A 17,480-nucleotide genomic window follows, 5' to 3' on the forward strand; every position below is an offset into this window, starting at 1 on the left:
AAAAATTGTTCGGCGGCGTCCTACTCTCCCACACGGTCCCCCATGCAGTACCATCGGCGCTGAAAGGCTTAGCTTCCGGGTTCGGAATGTAACCGGGCGTTTCCCTAACGCAATGACCACCGAAACTCTATGAAATTAACCAACCGGAACACAACACGGTCGTTACTTCAGAACCTACACAGTGGACGCGAGCAACTGAGGACAAGCCCTCGGCCTATTAGTACCAGTCAGCTCCAACCGTTACCGGTCTTCCACACCTGGCCTATCAACCCAGTCGTCTACTGGGAGCCTTAACCCCTCAAAGGGGGTGGGAATACTCATCTCGAAGCAGGCTTCCCGCTTAGATGCTTTCAGCGGTTATCCCTCCCGAACGTAGCCAACCAGCCATGCCCTTGGCAGGACAACTGGCACACCAGAGGTTCGTCCGTCCCGGTCCTCTCGTACTAGGGACAGCCCTTCTCAATATTCCTACGCGCACAGCGGATAGGGACCGAACTGTCTCACGACGTTCTAAACCCAGCTCGCGTACCGCTTTAATGGGCGAACAGCCCAACCCTTGGGACCGACTCCAGCCCCAGGATGCGACGAGCCGACATCGAGGTGCCAAACCATCCCGTCGATATGGACTCTTGGGGAAGATCAGCCTGTTATCCCCGGGGTACCTTTTATCCGTTGAGCGACGGCGCTTCCACAAGCCACCGCCGGATCACTAGTCCCGACTTTCGTCCCTGCTCGACCCGTCGGTCTCACAGTCAAGCTCCCTTGTGCACTTACACTCAACACCTGATTGCCAACCAGGCTGAGGGAACCTTTGGGCGCCTCCGTTACTCTTTAGGAGGCAACCGCCCCAGTTAAACTACCCACCAGACACTGTCCCTGATCCGGATCACGGACCCAGGTTAGACATCCAGCACGACCAGAGTGGTATTTCAACGACGACTCCACACACACTGGCGTGCATGCTTCACAGTCTCCCACCTATCCTACACAAGCCGAACCGAACACCAATATCAAGCTATAGTAAAGGTCCCGGGGTCTTTCCGTCCTGCTGCGCGAAACGAGCATCTTTACTCGTAGTGCAATTTCACCGGGCCTATGGTTGAGACAGTCGAGAAGTCGTTACGCCATTCGTGCAGGTCGGAACTTACCCGACAAGGAATTTCGCTACCTTAGGATGGTTATAGTTACCACCGCCGTTTACTGGCGCTTAAGTTCTCAGCTTCGCCTGGACGAATCCAAGCTAACCGGTCCCCTTAACGTTCCAGCACCGGGCAGGCGTCAGTCCGTATACATCGCCTTACGGCTTCGCACGGACCTGTGTTTTTAGTAAACAGTCGCTTCTCGCTGGTCTCTGCGGCCACACCCAGCTCAGAGGGTAAACCTCATCACCAGACATGGCCCCCCTTCTCCCGAAGTTACGGGGGCATTTTGCCGAGTTCCTTAACCATAGTTCACCCGAACGCCTCGGTATTCTCTACCTGACCACCTGAGTCGGTTTAGGGTACGGGCCGCCATGAAACTCGCTAGAGGCTTTTCTCGACAGCATAGGATCATCCACTTCACCACAATCGGCTCGGCATCAGGTCTCAGCCTTAACGTGTGACGGATTTGCCTATCACACGGCCTACACCCTTACCCCGGGACTACCACCGCCCGGGCTGGACTACCTTCCTGCGTCACCCCATCGCTTACCTACTACCACCTTGGATCGGCGGCTCCACCACTTTCCTTTCCCCGAAGGGTCCGGAACGGCTTCACGGCCTTAGCATCAATGGATTCGATATTGGGCGTTTCAAAGCGGGTACCGGAATATCAACCGGTTGTCCATCGACTACGCCTGTCGGCCTCGCCTTAGGTCCCGACTTACCCTGGGCAGATCAGCTTGACCCAGGAACCCTTAGTCAATCGGCGCACACGTTTCCCACGTGTGTATCGCTACTCATGCCTGCATTCTCACTCGTGAACCGTCCACAACTCGCTTCCGCGGCTGCTTCACCCGGCACACGACGCTCCCCTACCCATCCACACGGTCGTTGGACCTATTGTATGAATGACACGACTTCGGCGGTACGCTTGAGCCCCGCTACATTGTCGGCGCGGAATCACTTGACCAGTGAGCTATTACGCACTCTTTCAAGGGTGGCTGCTTCTAAGCCAACCTCCTGGTTGTCTCTGCGACTCCACATCCTTTCCCACTTAGCGTACGCTTAGGGGCCTTAGTCGATGCTCTGGGCTGTTTCCCTCTCGACCATGGAGCTTATCCCCCACAGTCTCACTGCCGCGCTCTCACTTACCGGCATTCGGAGTTTGGCTAAGGTCAGTAACCCGGTAGGGCCCATCGCCTATCCAGTGCTCTACCTCCGGCAAGAAACACACGACGCTGCACCTAAATGCATTTCGGGGAGAACCAGCTATCACGGAGTTTGATTGGCCTTTCACCCCTAACCACAGGTCATCCCCCAGGTTTTCAACCCTGGTGGGTTCGGTCCTCCACGAAGTCTTACCTCCGCTTCAACCTGCCCATGGCTAGATCACTCCGCTTCGGGTCTTGGGCGCGCTACTCAATCGCCCTATTCGGACTCGCTTTCGCTACGGCTTCCCCACACGGGTTAACCTCGCAACACACCGCAAACTCGCAGGCTCATTCTTCAAAAGGCACGCAGTCACGACGCACCAAGCAAGCTTGATGCGCGACGCTCCCACGGCTTGTAGGCACACGGTTTCAGGTACTATTTCACTCCGCTCCCGCGGTACTTTTCACCATTCCCTCACGGTACTATCCGCTATCGGTCACCAGGGAATATTTAGGCTTAACGGGTGGTCCCGCCAGATTCACACGGGATTTCTCGGGCCCCGTGCTACTTGGGTGGTTCTCAAGCGAGCCGTACAGATTTCAGCTACGGGGGTCTTACCCTCTACGCCGGACCTTTCGCATGTCCTTCGCCTACCTGTACGGTTTCTGACTCGCCGACCAGCCGGCAGACTGATCAAGAGAACTCCCACAACCCCGCACACGCAACCCCTGCCGGGTATCACACGCATACGGTTTGGCCTCATCCGGTTTCGCTCGCCACTACTCCCGGAATCACGGTTGTTTTCTCTTCCTGCGGGTACTGAGATGTTTCACTTCCCCGCGTTCCCTCCACACTGCCTATGTGTTCAGCAGCGGGTGACAGCCCATGACGACTGCCGGGTTTCCCCATTCGGACACCCCCGGATCAAAGCTCGGTTGACAGCTCCCCGGGGCCTATCGTGGCCTCCCACGTCCTTCATCGGTTCCTGGTGCCAAGGCATCCACCGTGCGCCCTTAAAAACTTGGCCACAGATGCTCGCGTCCACTGTGCAGTTCTCAAGCAACGACCAGCCACCCACCACCCCAACACCAAGGTGTCGAGTTCACTGGGGCCGGCATCGCGAAGGTTCGAAACTTACGTTCCGTACCCTCAGATACCCAACAGCGTGCCCGACCCGACCGATCCGAGATTCACGTTCCACGCCGAAGCAGTACTAGTGACCCAAACCAATCGTGCCGAATAGTCAACGTTCCACCCATGAGCAACCGTGCAGAACATTTGTCTGCAGTCGGCTATGTGCTCCTTAGAAAGGAGGTGATCCAGCCGCACCTTCCGGTACGGCTACCTTGTTACGACTTCGTCCCAATCGCCAGTCCCACCTTCGACGGCTCCCTCCACAAGGGTTGGGCCACCGGCTTCGGGTGTTACCGACTTTCGTGACGTGACGGGCGGTGTGTACAAGGCCCGGGAACGTATTCACCGCAGCAATGCTGATCTGCGATTACTAGCAACTCCAACTTCATGGGGTCGAGTTGCAGACCCCAATCCGAACTGAGACCGGCTTTTTGAGATTCGCTCCACCTCACGGTATCGCAGCTCATTGTACCGGCCATTGTAGCACGTGTGCAGCCCAAGACATAAGGGGCATGATGACTTGACGTCGTCCCCACCTTCCTCCGAGTTGACCCCGGCAGTCTCCTGTGAGTCCCCATCACCCCGAAAGGCATGCTGGCAACACAGAACAAGGGTTGCGCTCGTTGCGGGACTTAACCCAACATCTCACGACACGAGCTGACGACAGCCATGCACCACCTGTATACCGACCACAAGGGGGCGACCATCTCTGGCCGTTTCCGGTATATGTCAAGCCTTGGTAAGGTTCTTCGCGTTGCGTCGAATTAAGCCACATGCTCCGCTGCTTGTGCGGGCCCCCGTCAATTCCTTTGAGTTTTAGCCTTGCGGCCGTACTCCCCAGGCGGGGAACTTAATGCGTTAGCTGCGGCACCGACGACGTGGAATGTCGCCAACACCTAGTTCCCAACGTTTACGGCGTGGACTACCAGGGTATCTAATCCTGTTCGCTCCCCACGCTTTCGCTCCTCAGCGTCAGTAATGGCCCAGAGATCCGCCTTCGCCACCGGTGTTCCTCCTGATATCTGCGCATTTCACCGCTACACCAGGAATTCCGATCTCCCCTACCACACTCTAGCCTGCCCGTATCGAATGCAGACCCGGGGTTAAGCCCCGGGCTTTCACATCCGACGCAACAAGCCGCCTACGAGCTCTTTACGCCCAATAATTCCGGACAACGCTTGCGCCCTACGTATTACCGCGGCTGCTGGCACGTAGTTAGCCGGCGCTTCTTCTGCAGGTACCGTCACTCTCGCTTCTTCCCTGCTGAAAGAGGTTTACAACCCGAAGGCCGTCATCCCTCACGCGGCGTCGCTGCATCAGGCTTTCGCCCATTGTGCAATATTCCCCACTGCTGCCTCCCGTAGGAGTCTGGGCCGTGTCTCAGTCCCAGTGTGGCCGGTCGCCCTCTCAGGCCGGCTACCCGTCGTCGCCTTGGTAGGCCATTACCCCACCAACAAGCTGATAGGCCGCGGGCTCATCCTTCACCGCCGGAGCTTTCCACCCACCCCCATGCGGAGGCAGGTCATATCCGGTATTAGACCCCGTTTCCAGGGCTTGTCCCAGAGTGAAGGGCAGATTGCCCACGTGTTACTCACCCGTTCGCCACTAATCCACCCCGAAAGGCTTCATCGTTCGACTTGCATGTGTTAAGCACGCCGCCAGCGTTCGTCCTGAGCCAGGATCAAACTCTCCGTGAATGTTTACCGGTTATCCGGTGACACTCGCGTTGAGCGGCACAACCAGACGGAATAAGTCCGGTCGTGCACAGCGTCCTCGCTGTGTTGTTGCCCACCAGACCCACAAGGGGACCGGCAGGACTTTCAAAGGAACCGCGTCCCGATCACAGAAGCGATCGGAGACGGGGTATTTTATAGTCTGGCGTTGACTTTTGGCACGCTGTTGAGTTCTCAAGGAACGGACGCTTCCTTTGTACTCACCCTCTCGGGCTTTCCTCCGGGCGCTTCCCTTCGGTATTTCGTGTTTCCAACCTTACCAGATCCGTTTTCCGTTCCGTTTCCGGTTCGGATTTTCGTTTCCGGCCCCCTGTTGGAGCGGGGTGTTTCGCGCCTTCCGGCGTGATCACTACTTTAGCGGATTTCCCCCGCGGCTCCTAATCGGAGCCGAGTCACGAATTTCGGCATGCCGAAATCGTTCCCGTTCAAGGGCCGTGCAGTAGAGATTGCCGCCGGTGCGGCGTGAGTGGCTGTCGCAGAACCGTTACGGCCCCGCGGCAACCCGGAGAACATTACGTATCGCCCTGACCCGTGTCAACCCCGGTCCGGGCGCCTCCCGTCGGGCCTCTCAGCCAAGGTTCGATCGAGGTTCAGTCGAGGTCGCTGAGGCGGCCGCCGGCGTCCGGCTGGGCCTCCTCCACGCGGCGGAGCAGTCGGGTCAGCACCTCGCCGAGCTGACCGCGCTCCTCACCGGAGAGGTCCTGAAGCAGATCCTCCTCGAAGACGGTGGCCTTCCGCATGGCCTCCAGCCACTTGCCGCGACCCTCTTCCGTTATGCCGACGATGACGCGGACGCGGTTGTTCTCGTCACGCTCACGGGTGACAAGGCCTTCCGAGACCATCCGGTCGATCCGGTGGGTCATCGCGGCCGGGGTGAGGCCGAGGCGCTTCGCGAGCTCTCCAGGACCCATGCGGTAGGGGTCACCGGCGAGCACGAGGGCCTTGAGGACCTCCCACTCGGCGTTGCTGATGCCGAGCTCGGCGGTCTGCCGCCCGTACGCGACGCTCATGCGCCGGTTGAGGCGGGAGAGGGCGGAGACGACCTTCTCCACCTGCGGATCCAGGTCCTGGTACTCGCGCTGGTAGGCGGCGATCTGTTCGTCGAGGCTCGGCTCGGGGGCGCCGGCGGTGTCAGGCATGAGCCGCAGTATGACACGAGGGCTTGCTGTTAAAGCCCTTTGATGTGTACTGTTTAGCTTCGAAGTTTAGAGTTGAAGTCTTCAGGGCTGGACTCTCCGCCTCGGCTCCGTCCCGGGCTCCTCCCTCGGACTCCTCTGCTTCGGCAGAACCAGTCAGTACCGCTTGAACCCCTTACTCCTTCGGACCCCGTGGGCTGCTCCCACGGGGCTTCCGTTCTCTCGACCTAGGTAGGTGAGTGTGACCACCGCGATGGGCGCTGCTCTGCGCCGGATCCAGCTGGGAAACGCGTTGAGCGCGTTCGGCAGCGGCTTTACCGTCCCGTTCCTGTTCATCTATGTGTCTCAGGTGCGGAACCTCGGCGCGAGCACGGCCGGCATCGTGCTCGCGACGTTCGCCGTGGCCGCGCTTGTCGTGCTGCCCTTCGTCGGTCGGATCATCGACCGACGGGGTCCGCTGCCTGTGGTCGTCGCCGGTACGGTCTCCGCCGCCGTCGGATCGATGGGCCTCGGGCTCGCGGGCAGTGAGCCGCTCGTCATCGCCGCTGCCGCCGCGCTCGGTGCGGGCATCGCGGCGATCCAGCCCGCGCTGGCCACCATGATCGTCTGGTGCTCGACGCCGACGACCCGGTCGCGGGCCTTCGCGACGCAGTTCTTCCTGAACAACCTCGGCCTCGGTGTCGGTGGTCTGCTGGGCGGGCAGCTCGTGGACACGTCCGACCCGTCGAGCTTTGTGCGGCTCTTCGCGATCGAGTCGGTGATGTTCCTGGTGCTGGGTGCCGTGGTTGCGACCGTGCGGCTGCCGAAGTCGCCCAAGGTCGAGGACGCCGTGCCGACCGACGCCTCGGCCAAGGGCGGCTGGCGGATCCTTCTCAAGGACCGGGCGATGGTCCAGCTGTGTGTGCTGGGCTTCGTGATGTTCTTCGCCTGCTACGGACAGTTCGAGTCGGGACTCGCCGCCTTCGCGGTGGAGGTCACCCGGATCTCGCCGGCGACGCTGGGCATCGCCCTCGCGGCGAACACGGCGGCCATCGTGCTCGCGCAGTTCGTCGTGCTCAAGATGGTCGAGGGGAAGCGCCGCAGCCGGGTCATCGCGCTGGTCGGTGTCATCTGGACCGTGGCCTGGGTCATGGCCGGGGTCTCCGGGCTCGTACCCGGGGCGCACGGTGTCGCCACCGCGCTGCTGATCTCGACGTACGCGCTCTTCGGCATCGGTGAGTCGATGCTGGCGCCGACGATGGCTCCGCTGGTGGCGGACCTGGCGCCGGGGCGGCTGGTCGGTCAGTACAACTCGGCCTTCGCGCTGGTGAAGCAGTTGGCGCTGGCGGTGGGCCCGGCCGTCGGCGGTCTGATGGCCGGTGCGGGGATGTACGTCACCTATATAGCGATGCTGGTCGTGTGCTCGCTGGGCATCAGCGCCCTGGCGCTGCGGATGGGCCGTCGGCTCACCCCGGCGCAGGACAACCCCTTGCGGGGGACCATCGTCGCGCGCTCCAAGGCACCCGAGGGTGCTGCGACCGGCGAGGTCGCCAAGGGCACCGACGCTCCGGAGCGGGTGGCCGTCTCCGCGTAGGGCTTCATCGCTCGCACAGCGCCTGTGGCCCCGGAACCTGACCGTTCCAGGGGCCACAGGCGCTTTGTCATGCCCCGCTGTCGGTCATGAGGTGTGTCCAGCGGGGAGGGCGAACTCGCACCAGACGGCCTTTCCGCCCCCGGGTGTGCGGCGGGAGCCCCAGGAGGAGGCGATGGTGGCGACGATCGAGATCCCGCGGCCCGCTTCGTCGGCGGGCTCGGCCCGACGGCGCCGCGGGAGGTGGTCGTCGCCGTCGGTGACCTCGATGATCAGCCGGCGGTCGGTGCGGCGCATGCGCAGCCGCATCGGTGGTGTGCCGTGCTGGAGGGAATTGGCGACGAGCTCGCTCGCGGCCAGGACGCCCAGGTCGCGCAGCTCGGTGGGGAAGCGCCAGCTGGCCAGGACGCCCGACGCGAAGGCACGCGCGCGTGGCGCGGCCTCGACCCCGCCGAGCAGCTCCAGGGCGGCGTTGTGGAACAGCTCGGCGTCGTGGCCCGTCCGGGCGGGGTGCTGGAGGACGAGGACGGCCACGTCGTCGTCGTGGTCGGCGGTCACCCCGAGGGCACGGATGAGCCGGTCGCACATGACCTGGGGTGAGCCGGTGGCGCCGGAGAAGGCGCGCTCCAGGGCTTCGACGCCGTCGTAGATGTCCTCGTCGCGCCGCTCGACGAGGCCGTCCGTATAGAGGACGGCGCTGGAGCCGGGGCCGAGGGGCACGGTGCCCGAGGTGTGCAGCCAGCCGCCGGTGCCCAGTGGGGGGCCGGTGGGCTCGGCGGCGCGGCGAACGGTGCCGTCGGGGTCGCGGACGAGGATGGGGAGGTGCCCGGCGGAGGCGTAGACGAGACGGCCCTCGTTGGGGTCGTGGACGGCGTAGACGCAGGTGGCGATCTGGGTGGGGTCGATCTCGGTGGCGAGGCCGTCGAGCAGCTGCAGGACCTCGTGGGGTGGCAGGTCGAGGCGGGCGTAGGCCCGGACGGCCGTGCGGAGCTGGCCCATGACGGCGGCGGCGCGGACGCCGCGGCCCATGACGTCCCCGATGACGAGGGCGGTGCGCCCGGCGCCGAGGGTGATGACGTCGTACCAGTCACCGCCGACGGCGGCGTCCTTGCCGCCGGGTTGGTACGTGGCGGCGACGCGGAGGTCGTCGGGCTGTTCGAGCTCTTGGGGGAGCAGGCTGCGCTGGAGGGTGACGGCGGCTTCGCGCTGCCGGCGCTCGCTGGCGCGCAGCCGCTCGGCGGCTTCCACCTGGTCGGTGACGTCGGCGGCGAAGACGAGGACGCCCGGCTGGGTGGCTTCCGTGCCGTCGGGCCCGTGAGTGGCGTCGCGGGTGCCGATTTCGATCGGGGAGCAGGTGAAGGTGTAGTAGCCGTGCCGGGGGCGGGTGTCGGAATCCGGGTCGGTGCCGGTGGGCGTGGGCGTGTCGGCGGCGGGGTTGACGGTGCCGTCGGCGGAGACGCGGCGGGACTTGACCGTACGGGGTTTGCCGCTGCGCAGGACTTGGTCCATGAGGGGGAGCAGGCCGAGTTCGGCCAGCTCGGGGAGGGCCTCGCGGGCGGGTGCGCCCGTGGCGCGGGGGCCGAAGAGGGCTGCGTAGGCGGCGTTGACGTAGGCGATGCGGTGGTCGGGGCCGTGCACGAGGGCGACGAGGGCCGGGACCTGGCCGAGGATGTCGTGGACGGAGAGCCCGTCGAGGGTGGGGACGGGGCTGTCGGGCGCGGGTGTGCCGGCCGGGGTGGTCTCGGCGCGGGCGGCGGGCACGGCGCCGCCGGCGCCGGTCGGGGCGGCCGTGGTCGACGCGGGGGCGGCGGTGCGGTCGGTGCGCGCGGCGGCTCGGCGCTGCGTTCCGGGGAGCCGGGCGCTCCAGCGGGTGAAGTTCACTGAGGATTACCTCGCGGAGTCGTTCCGGACCAGCTCGGCCGGCTCGGCGGCGTCCTGCGGCTCAGCCGCTGGCTGAGCCGCGCGCCCGGCACGGGGCTGCGGTTGGCGGTGCGGGGGCCGGCCCCCGAGGTAAGGCAGCAAACGTCCGAATCCTCATGCTTGTCACTCTTCGCAGGTACGAGCCCACCCATGGTCACATGACCAGTGTGGCCGACCGGACTGACATCCGTGAGACGTCGCGCCCCGAGGGGGAGTTCCCGGCTCCGTGCCGGGCCGTACGGCGCGCCTCAACTCGCCTCCGGATGGCGTCCGGTGCCCGCGGCGAGTTCGAATTCGGCACGGGGGTGTTCCAGCGAGCCGAGCGAGACGATCTCACGTTTGAAGAGGCCCGCGAGGGTCCATTCGGCGAGGACACGCGCCTTGCGGTTGAAGGTGGGGACCCGGCTGAGGTGGTAGGCGCGGTGCATGAACCAGGCGGGGTAGCCCTTGAGCTTCTTGCCGTAGACGTGGGCGACGCCCTTGTGGAGGCCCAGGGAGGCCACGGAGCCGACGTACTTGTGCCGGTATTCCAGGAGCGGTTCGCCGCGCAGGGAGGCGAGCACGTTGCGGGCGAGGACCTTGGCCTGGCGGACGGCGTGCTGGGCGTTGGGCGCGCATTCGGTGCCGGATTTCTCGGCGGTGAGGTCCGGGACGGCGGCCGCGTCGCCCGCGGCCCAGGCGTGCTCGGCGCCGTCCACCTGGAGGGCGGCGGTGCACTTGAGGCGGCCGCGCTCGGTGAGGGGCAGGTCGGTGGCGGCGAGGATCGGGTGCGGCTTGACGCCGGCGGTCCACACGAGCGTGCGGGTGGGGAAGCGGGAGCCGTCGCTGAGCTGGGCGACGCGGTGCTCGCAGGAGTCGAGACGGGTGTCGAGGCGTACGTCGATGTTGCGGGCGCGTAGCTCGCGGACGGCGTATTTGCCCATTTCCTCGCCGACTTCGGGGAGGATCCGGCCGGTGGCCTCGACCAGGATGAACTTCAGATCGTCGGGCTCGAGGTTGTGGTAGTACCGGGCGGCGTAGCGGGCCATGTCCTCCAGCTCGGCGAGTGCTTCCACGCCCGCGTAGCCGCCGCCGACGAAGACGAAGGTCAGGGCGGCGTCGCGGACGGCGGGGTCGCGGGTGGAGGAGGCGATGTCCAGCTGTTCGAGCACGTGGTTGCGCAGGCCGATGGCCTCTTCGACGGTCTTGAAGCCGATGCCGAACTCGGCGAGGCCGGGGACCGGGAGGGTGCGGGAGACGGAGCCCGGGGCGAGGACCAGCTCGTCGTAGTGGAATTCGACGGCGCCGGTGCCCTCCTCGTGGGTGGCCAGCGTCTTGACGGTCGCGGTGCGCTTGGCGTGGTCGATGGCAGTGGCCTCGCCGACGACGACCTGGCATTTGGCCAGGGTGCGGCGGAGGGGGACCACGACGTGGCGCGGCGAGATGGAGCCGGCCGCGGCTTCGGGGAGGAACGGCTGGTAGGTCATGTAGGGCTCGGGGTCGATCACCATGATCGTCGCCTCGTCCCGTTTGAGCTTCCGCTGGAGGCGCAGCGCGGTGTACATCCCTACGTAGCCGCCGCCGACAACCAGAATGCGCGCCGGTTCCTTCACCAAGGCCCCTCCTCGCGTGTGGCCCGGCCCGAGGGTCGTCCGGCCGGGGTGCCGGGTGCCCCCGGCCGAGCACAGCTCCTTCCCATGACGCACTGCCGACGGGCGTTTGTCCACAGGCCCGGCGGATTGTGTGACCGGCCGCGGAGCTGATCCCTCCAGGAGGAGTGACGTATTCCGTGGGGAAAGTGCCCAGGTCAGGGGGGATGCGGTGGGGTGCCGCAGTGGTGCAGAATCGTCGGGGATGGGGGCCGTACTCCAAATGGGGGTGGCCTGTGCGGAACTACCCCCTTCTTTCTTGACCGGGGCTCAACTATGTTCGTACTCCGTCGGGGTGTCGAGACGTGCCCCGGCAGTCAGGGCGGGGAGTCTCCGGGGGGAGACGTCATAACCGGGGGAAGTCTTATGCACATTCAGAGCTCTCATTGGTCGGCTGCTGTCGCGACGCCGGACGGCAATGGTGGCCGCAACACGCCGTTGCGTGTGGATGCTCAGCGCAATCTCGAACATGTTCTGCGGGCGGCTCGCGAGGTCTTCGGCGAGCTGGGGTACGGGGCGCCGATGGAGGACGTGGCGCGCCGGGCCCGGGTGGGTGTGGGGACGGTCTACCGCCGGTTCCCCAGCAAGGACGTCCTCGTTCGGCGGATAGCCGAGGAGGAGACGGCGCGGCTGACCGAGCAGGCGCGGACGGCGCTGGGCCAGGAGGACGAGCCGTGGTCGGCGCTGTCCCGGTTCCTGCGCACGTCGGTGGCCTCGGGCGCCGGGCGGCTGCTGCCGCCGCAGGTGCTGCGGGTCGGCGTCGACGTGGACGCCGAGGAGCCGACGGCGCGGGTCCCGCATCAGCGTCAGCCGGGCGCCACGGGCGGTCAGTTGCACGAACTGCGGCTGGTTGAACAGCGGTCGGTCGTGGTCGAGGAGCGGGAGGACGCGGGTGCGGCGGCGCTGCTGGAGGTCGTCGGCCGACTGGTCGACCGGGCGCGGGCGGCGGGTGAGCTGCGGGCGGATGTGACGGTCGCGGACGTCCTGCTGGTCATAGCCACGGCGGCCCCTTCGCTGCCGGACGCGGCGCAGCAGGCCGCGGCGTCCTCGCGACTGCTGGACATCCTGCTGGAGGGGCTCCGTTCCCGTCCGACCGTCGGCTAGTTCTCCGGGTGGTTCTTCTGATTCCGGGTCGGTGCCTGTCGGGCCGGCCCGGGACCGGTCGTTCCCGGTAGTACCGGCCGAGGATGGATAGGTCCGGCCTCGGTCGGGTCATGGCGGCGAAGGACGGGCAGTCCGTTCGGGCCGCCGTCCGGTTCTCGCGGCTTCCACGCCTCCTGCGGACCTTGGATTCGGACACACGCCCGAACATGTGGGGGGCGTTCGGACAGGCTTCCTCGTTCGGGTGACGTCCAGTGGTCCTGTGTGCGAACTCGCCCCGGACGAGTGGTTGCTGGTCCGGGTGGGGTCGCTGCGGTGTGCTGTGTGCCACGCTGGCCCGATGTCCGGGTGTGCCTGCGTGTACGGGAGCCTCCGCTATGGGCGTTGACGGGCGGGATGATCCTCTCGAGGACGAGCGTGCGGGTGCGCTTCCGGCGCGTCATGTGCCCAGCCAACGCGGCCCCTCCGCTGTCGGCCGGTCCGTTCCCGGATTGAACGCCACCGGTCCGGACGCTGTCGGCTCGGAGGGCGTCGGCTCGGACGGGCGGCCTGGCGGTCGCTCCTCACGCGGCCGGTCTCGTGGAGGGCCCTCGCACCGGGCGCCCTCGCGTGGCGTTCCTGGGCTCGGTGGCGGTCGTCGTGACGCCTCTTCGGGCGGCGTCGGTCCGGGTGAGAGTTCCGGGCGAGGTCCCGGTGGCGGCTCCGGGGGAGGTTGCGACGAGCTCGGCGCGTCGGACGGCGAGGGTGCCGCCCCGCTGTCGGACACCGAGTTGGTGGCGCGGATGCGCGCCGGTGACAGTGGCGCGTACGAGGAGCTGTACCGCAGGCACGCGGACACGATCCGCCGGTACGCCCGCAGTTGCTGCCGTGACGACCACACCGCCGAGGACCTCACCAATGAGGTCTTCACCAGTACGTTGCAGGCGGTCCGGGGCGGCGCGGGGCCGGACACGGCGGTGCGCGCGTATCTGCTGACCACCGTCCGTCGCGTCGCCGCGGCCTGGGGGAAGACCGCCAAGCGGGAGCAGTTGGTCGAGGACTTCGCGGTCTTCGCCTCGTCGGCGGCCCGGGCGTCCAGGGTGGCGGACGACGACACGCTCGACCTGGGCGCGGACGTGCGGGCCATGCAGGAGGCCGAGGAGTCCATGGCCGTGCAGGCGTTCCGCAGCCTGCCGGCACGCTGGCAGACGGTGCTGTGGCACACCACGGTCGAGGAGGAGTCGCCGAGCCAGGTCGCCCCGCTCCTCGGGCTGACCGCCAACGCGACGGCGGTGCTCGCCCACCGGGCACGCGAGGGCCTGAAGCAGGCCTATCTGCAGGCCCATGTGAGCACGCAGCTGACCTCGGGCGGCGACTGCGCCCGGTACGCCGACCGGCTCGGCGCGTACGCCCGCGGAGGCCTCCGGCTGCGGGCCGAGCGGGGTCTGCGCAAACACCTGGAGGACTGCGCGAACTGCCGTACGGCGGCGCTGGAGGTCGCGGACGTCAACGAACGGCTGCGCACGCTGCTGCCGGTCGCGGTCATCGGATGGTTCGCCGCCGGGTACACGGTCAAGGCCGTCGCCGGGCTGGCGGTGGGTGCCGCCGGGGCCGGTACGGCCGCGGGCGCGGGGGTCGCGACCGCCGCGAGCGGGGGCGCGGCGGGTTCCGGCTCGGGCGGCGGCGCCGGAGGCGCGGCCGCGAGCGAGGGGCTGGGGGTGCCCGCGAAGATCGGCATCGCCGCCGGCGCGGTGGCCGCGGCGGGTGCCGTGGTCGCGTACGCCCTGACGGGCAGCTCCCCCACGCCACCGGAGAAACCCCGCGCCAAGGCGTCCGCCCCGGCGTTGCCCGCTCCACAGCCGACACCGACCCCGTCGCCTTCCCCGTCCTCGCCTCCCCCGCCGGACCCGAAGCCGCTGGCCGCCTCCCCCAAGCCCCCGGCCCCCACGCCGACGCCGTCCTCGGCTCCGCCACCGTCGCCATCACCGTCGCCGGAGCCGAAGCAGCCGGTTCCGGTACCCAGTCCTCCGCCGCGGCCCTCCCCCACCCCGCCGCCGACGCCCAGTGCCCCCGCGCCCCTCCCCCCGGCCGTCTACCAGGTCAATCAGCTCACCTACCGCGGTATCGGCGACGGTACGAAGCCGGAGGTGCGGCTTCTGGAGAGCGGCTGGCTGTGGCAGCGCTACGGGCTGCGGATCGGCGGCACGACGTACCGCCACGGCGTGAGCGTGCACGCGGCCTCGTCGGTGACCATCGACCTGAACCGGTCCTGTACGTCCTACGACGCCATGGTGGGCGTGGACGACATGACGCTCGGCCTCGGCGCGGTCCGGTTCTCGGTCTACGCGGACGGCCTGCGGCTGTGGAGTTCGGGCGTGGTGCGGGGCGGGGAGGCGGCGGTGCCGGTCCACGCGCCGCTCTCGGGCCACCGGACCATCCGGTTGGTCGTCCAACCGCAGTCCCCCGCCGACCGGGTGGCGGTCGCGGACTGGGCGCAGGCCGGTATCAGCTGCTCGTAGCCGCGGGGGCGGGTGTCCACGGCAGGCGGCCCGTGCCAGCACGATCACCCGGCCCCCGCCGGGCCCGCCCGCTGGGTTCGCCCCGTCCGCCGGGCCCACGCCTCACAGGCTCGGTCTCGGCACCACCCCGCCCGCCACCGCCCGCTGCCGGGGCGCCGCCGAGCCCGTCCAGCAGGTGCCGCGCCGCGCGAGCAGGCGGCGCAGCCAGATCTCCGTCGAGACCAGCTCCGCGAGGCCGTCCAGCGGCAGTGTTCCGCCCTCGGCCGCCGCCTGGAGTGCGGCCCGTACGACCCTGGCGTCGATGAGCCCGGCGTCGGCGAGCAGGGGCGCGGCGAAGAGTTCCATGAGCGGCTCCACGGATGCCCGCAGTCCCGCCCGTGCCGCCGCCGCGTGGGCGGCGTGCGAGGTGGCGCCCCAGCCGGGGGGCAGTTCGCGGATGCCGGAGCCGGCGAGGACGGCGCGCAGGACCGAGGCGCGCGCCCCCGGCTGCACTCGGAGGGCCTCGGGGAGCGCGCGGCAGGCCCGTACGACCTGGTTGTCGAGGAAGGGGGCGTGGAGGCGCTGGCTGCGGATCTCCGCGGCCTGTTCGAAGACGCGGTGGTCGGCCGCGTGGCGGGCGAGTGCGGCGGCGGCGCGGCGTTCGCCGGGGCGTTGCATGAGTCCTGTCGGCCGGACCGCGGCGGCCTGGAGGCGAACCGATACTTCGGCGAGCGCCTCGCCCGTGAGCCAGCGCGCGGCGGGCCCGGGCCGGCACCAGGTGAGGGCGGCGAGTGAGGCGTCGACGGCACCGGCGGCGCCGCTCGTGACCGCCTCGTCGGCCTGGTGCGAGGCGGCGAAGCCGGGGCGGAGCAGTCGGCCGGCGAGCTCCTCCAGGCCTTCGCGGTAGGACGTGCGGGCCAGTCGGCGGGCGGCGCGGTAGACGGTGAAGGGGACGAAGAGGGACTGCGCGGTGGCCCCGTCGGCGCGGGCCAGGGCCGAGACGGGTCTCAGGAGGTGGCGCCGCCGCCGGTCCATCAGCAGGTCGGCCAGGCGGGCGGGGTGCGCGTCCAGCACTTGGCGGGCGCCGTTGCCGACGAGGTGGTCCGCGCTGCCCGCGGCCAGCCGGTGCCGGTGCCGCTCGGCGGTGACGAGGGCGGGACCGGGTTCGTCGGTGAGCGGGCCGCTGCTCAGGTCGGCGTACGGGAGGGCTTCCGGGCCCGCCGCGACGACGACGTGGCGGAGCCGGGGGTTGGCGGCGATGGCGTGGGCGCGGGCGAGCTCGGCCTCGCGTGGCCGCCCGGCCTCCGCGGCGAGGTCGTTGAAGGTGACGGCGAGGAGCCGCTCGCCCGCGCCCGCGCCGAGGCCCGGGGGTGTGCCGGGCATGCCGGGCAGTCCGGCGGCCAGCAGCGCCAGTGTCGCGGAGGCGCTGCCGCCGGAGAGGTCGGCGCCGATTCCGGCGGCCGGGGCGCCGCGTGCGGCGCGGCGCTGTGCCGGTCCCATGCCGGGTACGGGGCCGGGGTCGAGGTCTCCGAAGCCGTGCTCGGGTGCGTGGCGGGGGGCGGCGAGCCGGGTCCGTACGGCTTCGACGAGGGCCTCCCGTACGCCCTCGACGGCTCGGTCCGGGGCGAGTTGGGGCGCGGCGATGGCGAGTGAGGCCATGGGTTCGTAGCCGGAGATGTCGCGGGATCCGTCGCGCAGGATCAGCGCGTGGCCGGGCGGCACGCGGCGTACTCCCTTGTAGGGGGTGCTGTCGCCCAGGGCCTCCGGTGAGTCGGGGAGGGCGAGCAGGGCGGCGAGGTGGCCGACGTCGAGCTGTGCCTCGATGAGGTCGGCGAGGGGCAGGGCGGCGGTGGCGTAGGCGGTGCCGCCGGCCCAGGCGGTGTGGAAGACGGGCCGGGCACCGGCCAGGTCCCCGGCGATGGTGACGCGCCGGCCGACCTGGGCGACGGCGGTGTAGCTGCCGGGCCAGGCGGTGAGGTGTCTCAGGGCGCCGCCGCGGGCGGCGAGCAGGCCCACGCGCAGTTCCTCGTCGCTCGCGCCGCAGCGGCCGAGGACGGCGAGGCGGGTGGCGCTGTCGTCCCGGACGACGCGCACCTCGTCGGGTCTCCAGTCGCCGACGGCCCACAGGGGGCCGGGGTCGCCCCACAGCAGCTGGGCGCCGACGGGGTGGACCATGGGAGCACCCGGGTCGTCGGGGTGGTCGTGGCGGCTGGGATGATCAAGGTCCGGGGAGTCGATGCCGGAGTACGCGGCGGTGCGCGGCCCGGTCCCGGCGGCGGTGCTGCTCCACCCCACCAACCAGCGCATTGCCGCCTCCACAGGCTGTGGACAACCAATCGACAGCAGTCATCATGCACAGTGAGCCACTGGTTGCGACATCGAAACAGGCAACACATGCGTTGCGTTCCGTCCCCCAACTCGCCTGATAGCGGGGTGAAGTGGCGGCTTCGTCTCGCTCGTGGCGTGCATGCGGATTCATGCTGCCAT

At 68.0% G+C, this 17,480-nt stretch carries 7 protein-coding genes and 3 rRNA genes; 3 read left to right on the forward strand and 7 right to left on the reverse strand.

Features of this window, described 5'->3' with window-relative positions; translation table 11 throughout:
- Nucleotides 1-7: 7 nt before the first annotated feature.
- From rrf to AB8O64_RS16955, 4 genes are all read right to left on the reverse strand, one after another.
- Nucleotides 8-124, reverse strand: a 5S ribosomal RNA gene (rrf, locus tag AB8O64_RS16940).
- Between the two features lie 73 nt (nucleotides 125-197).
- A 23S ribosomal RNA gene (locus AB8O64_RS16945) occupies nucleotides 198-3,321 on the reverse strand.
- A gap of 280 nt (nucleotides 3,322-3,601) precedes the next feature.
- A 16S ribosomal RNA gene (locus tag AB8O64_RS16950) occupies nucleotides 3,602-5,125 on the reverse strand.
- Together the 16S, 23S and 5S rRNA genes form the textbook arrangement of a ribosomal RNA operon.
- Before the next feature lie 626 nt (nucleotides 5,126-5,751).
- Nucleotides 5,752-6,300 carry a MarR family winged helix-turn-helix transcriptional regulator gene (locus AB8O64_RS16955; protein WP_370419870.1) on the reverse strand — a complete coding sequence of 183 codons (549 nt, stop codon included), beginning with the start codon at nucleotides 6,298-6,300 and terminating at the stop codon, nucleotides 5,752-5,754.
- Nucleotides 6,301-6,538: 238 nt separating this feature from the next.
- Here AB8O64_RS16955 and AB8O64_RS16960 point away from each other — a divergent pair, with 238 nt between their 5' ends.
- Complete coding sequence (locus AB8O64_RS16960) at nucleotides 6,539-7,870, forward strand: MFS transporter (RefSeq protein WP_370419871.1); 1,332 nt, start codon at nucleotides 6,539-6,541, stop codon at nucleotides 7,868-7,870.
- Nucleotides 7,871-7,954: 84 nt separating this feature from the next.
- On the opposite strand, the gene AB8O64_RS16965 is transcribed toward AB8O64_RS16960, so the two are convergent.
- On the reverse strand, nucleotides 7,955-9,748 hold the full coding sequence (locus AB8O64_RS16965) for a SpoIIE family protein phosphatase (RefSeq protein ID WP_370419872.1): 1,794 nt from the start codon (nucleotides 9,746-9,748) through the stop codon (nucleotides 7,955-7,957).
- Nucleotides 9,749-10,035: 287 nt separating this feature from the next.
- Nucleotides 10,036-11,379, reverse strand: a complete 1,344-nt coding sequence (locus AB8O64_RS16970) for an NAD(P)/FAD-dependent oxidoreductase (protein WP_370423884.1) — start codon at nucleotides 11,377-11,379, stop codon at nucleotides 10,036-10,038.
- 402 nt (nucleotides 11,380-11,781) lie between these two features.
- Here AB8O64_RS16970 and AB8O64_RS16975 point away from each other — a divergent pair, with 402 nt between their 5' ends.
- Both AB8O64_RS16975 and AB8O64_RS16980 read left to right on the forward strand, forming a co-directional pair.
- Nucleotides 11,782-12,519 carry a TetR/AcrR family transcriptional regulator gene (locus AB8O64_RS16975; protein ID WP_370419873.1) on the forward strand — a complete coding sequence of 246 codons (738 nt, stop codon included), beginning with the start codon at nucleotides 11,782-11,784 and terminating at the stop codon, nucleotides 12,517-12,519.
- A gap of 374 nt (nucleotides 12,520-12,893) precedes the next feature.
- Nucleotides 12,894-15,014 (forward strand): sigma-70 family RNA polymerase sigma factor, encoded by a 2,121-nt coding sequence (locus tag AB8O64_RS16980; protein ID WP_370419874.1) that lies wholly within the window; start codon nucleotides 12,894-12,896, stop codon nucleotides 15,012-15,014.
- A gap of 102 nt (nucleotides 15,015-15,116) precedes the next feature.
- On the opposite strand, the gene AB8O64_RS16985 is transcribed toward AB8O64_RS16980, so the two are convergent.
- Nucleotides 15,117-17,168 carry an asparagine synthase-related protein gene (locus AB8O64_RS16985; RefSeq protein ID WP_370423885.1) on the reverse strand — a complete coding sequence of 684 codons (2,052 nt, stop codon included), beginning with the start codon at nucleotides 17,166-17,168 and terminating at the stop codon, nucleotides 15,117-15,119.
- Nucleotides 17,169-17,480 lie beyond the last annotated feature (312 nt).

Origin of the sequence: Streptomyces sp. QH1-20, assembly GCF_041283565.1 — a bacterium.
GTDB classification, from domain to species: Bacteria; Actinomycetota; Actinomycetes; order Streptomycetales; family Streptomycetaceae; genus Streptomyces; species Streptomyces syringius.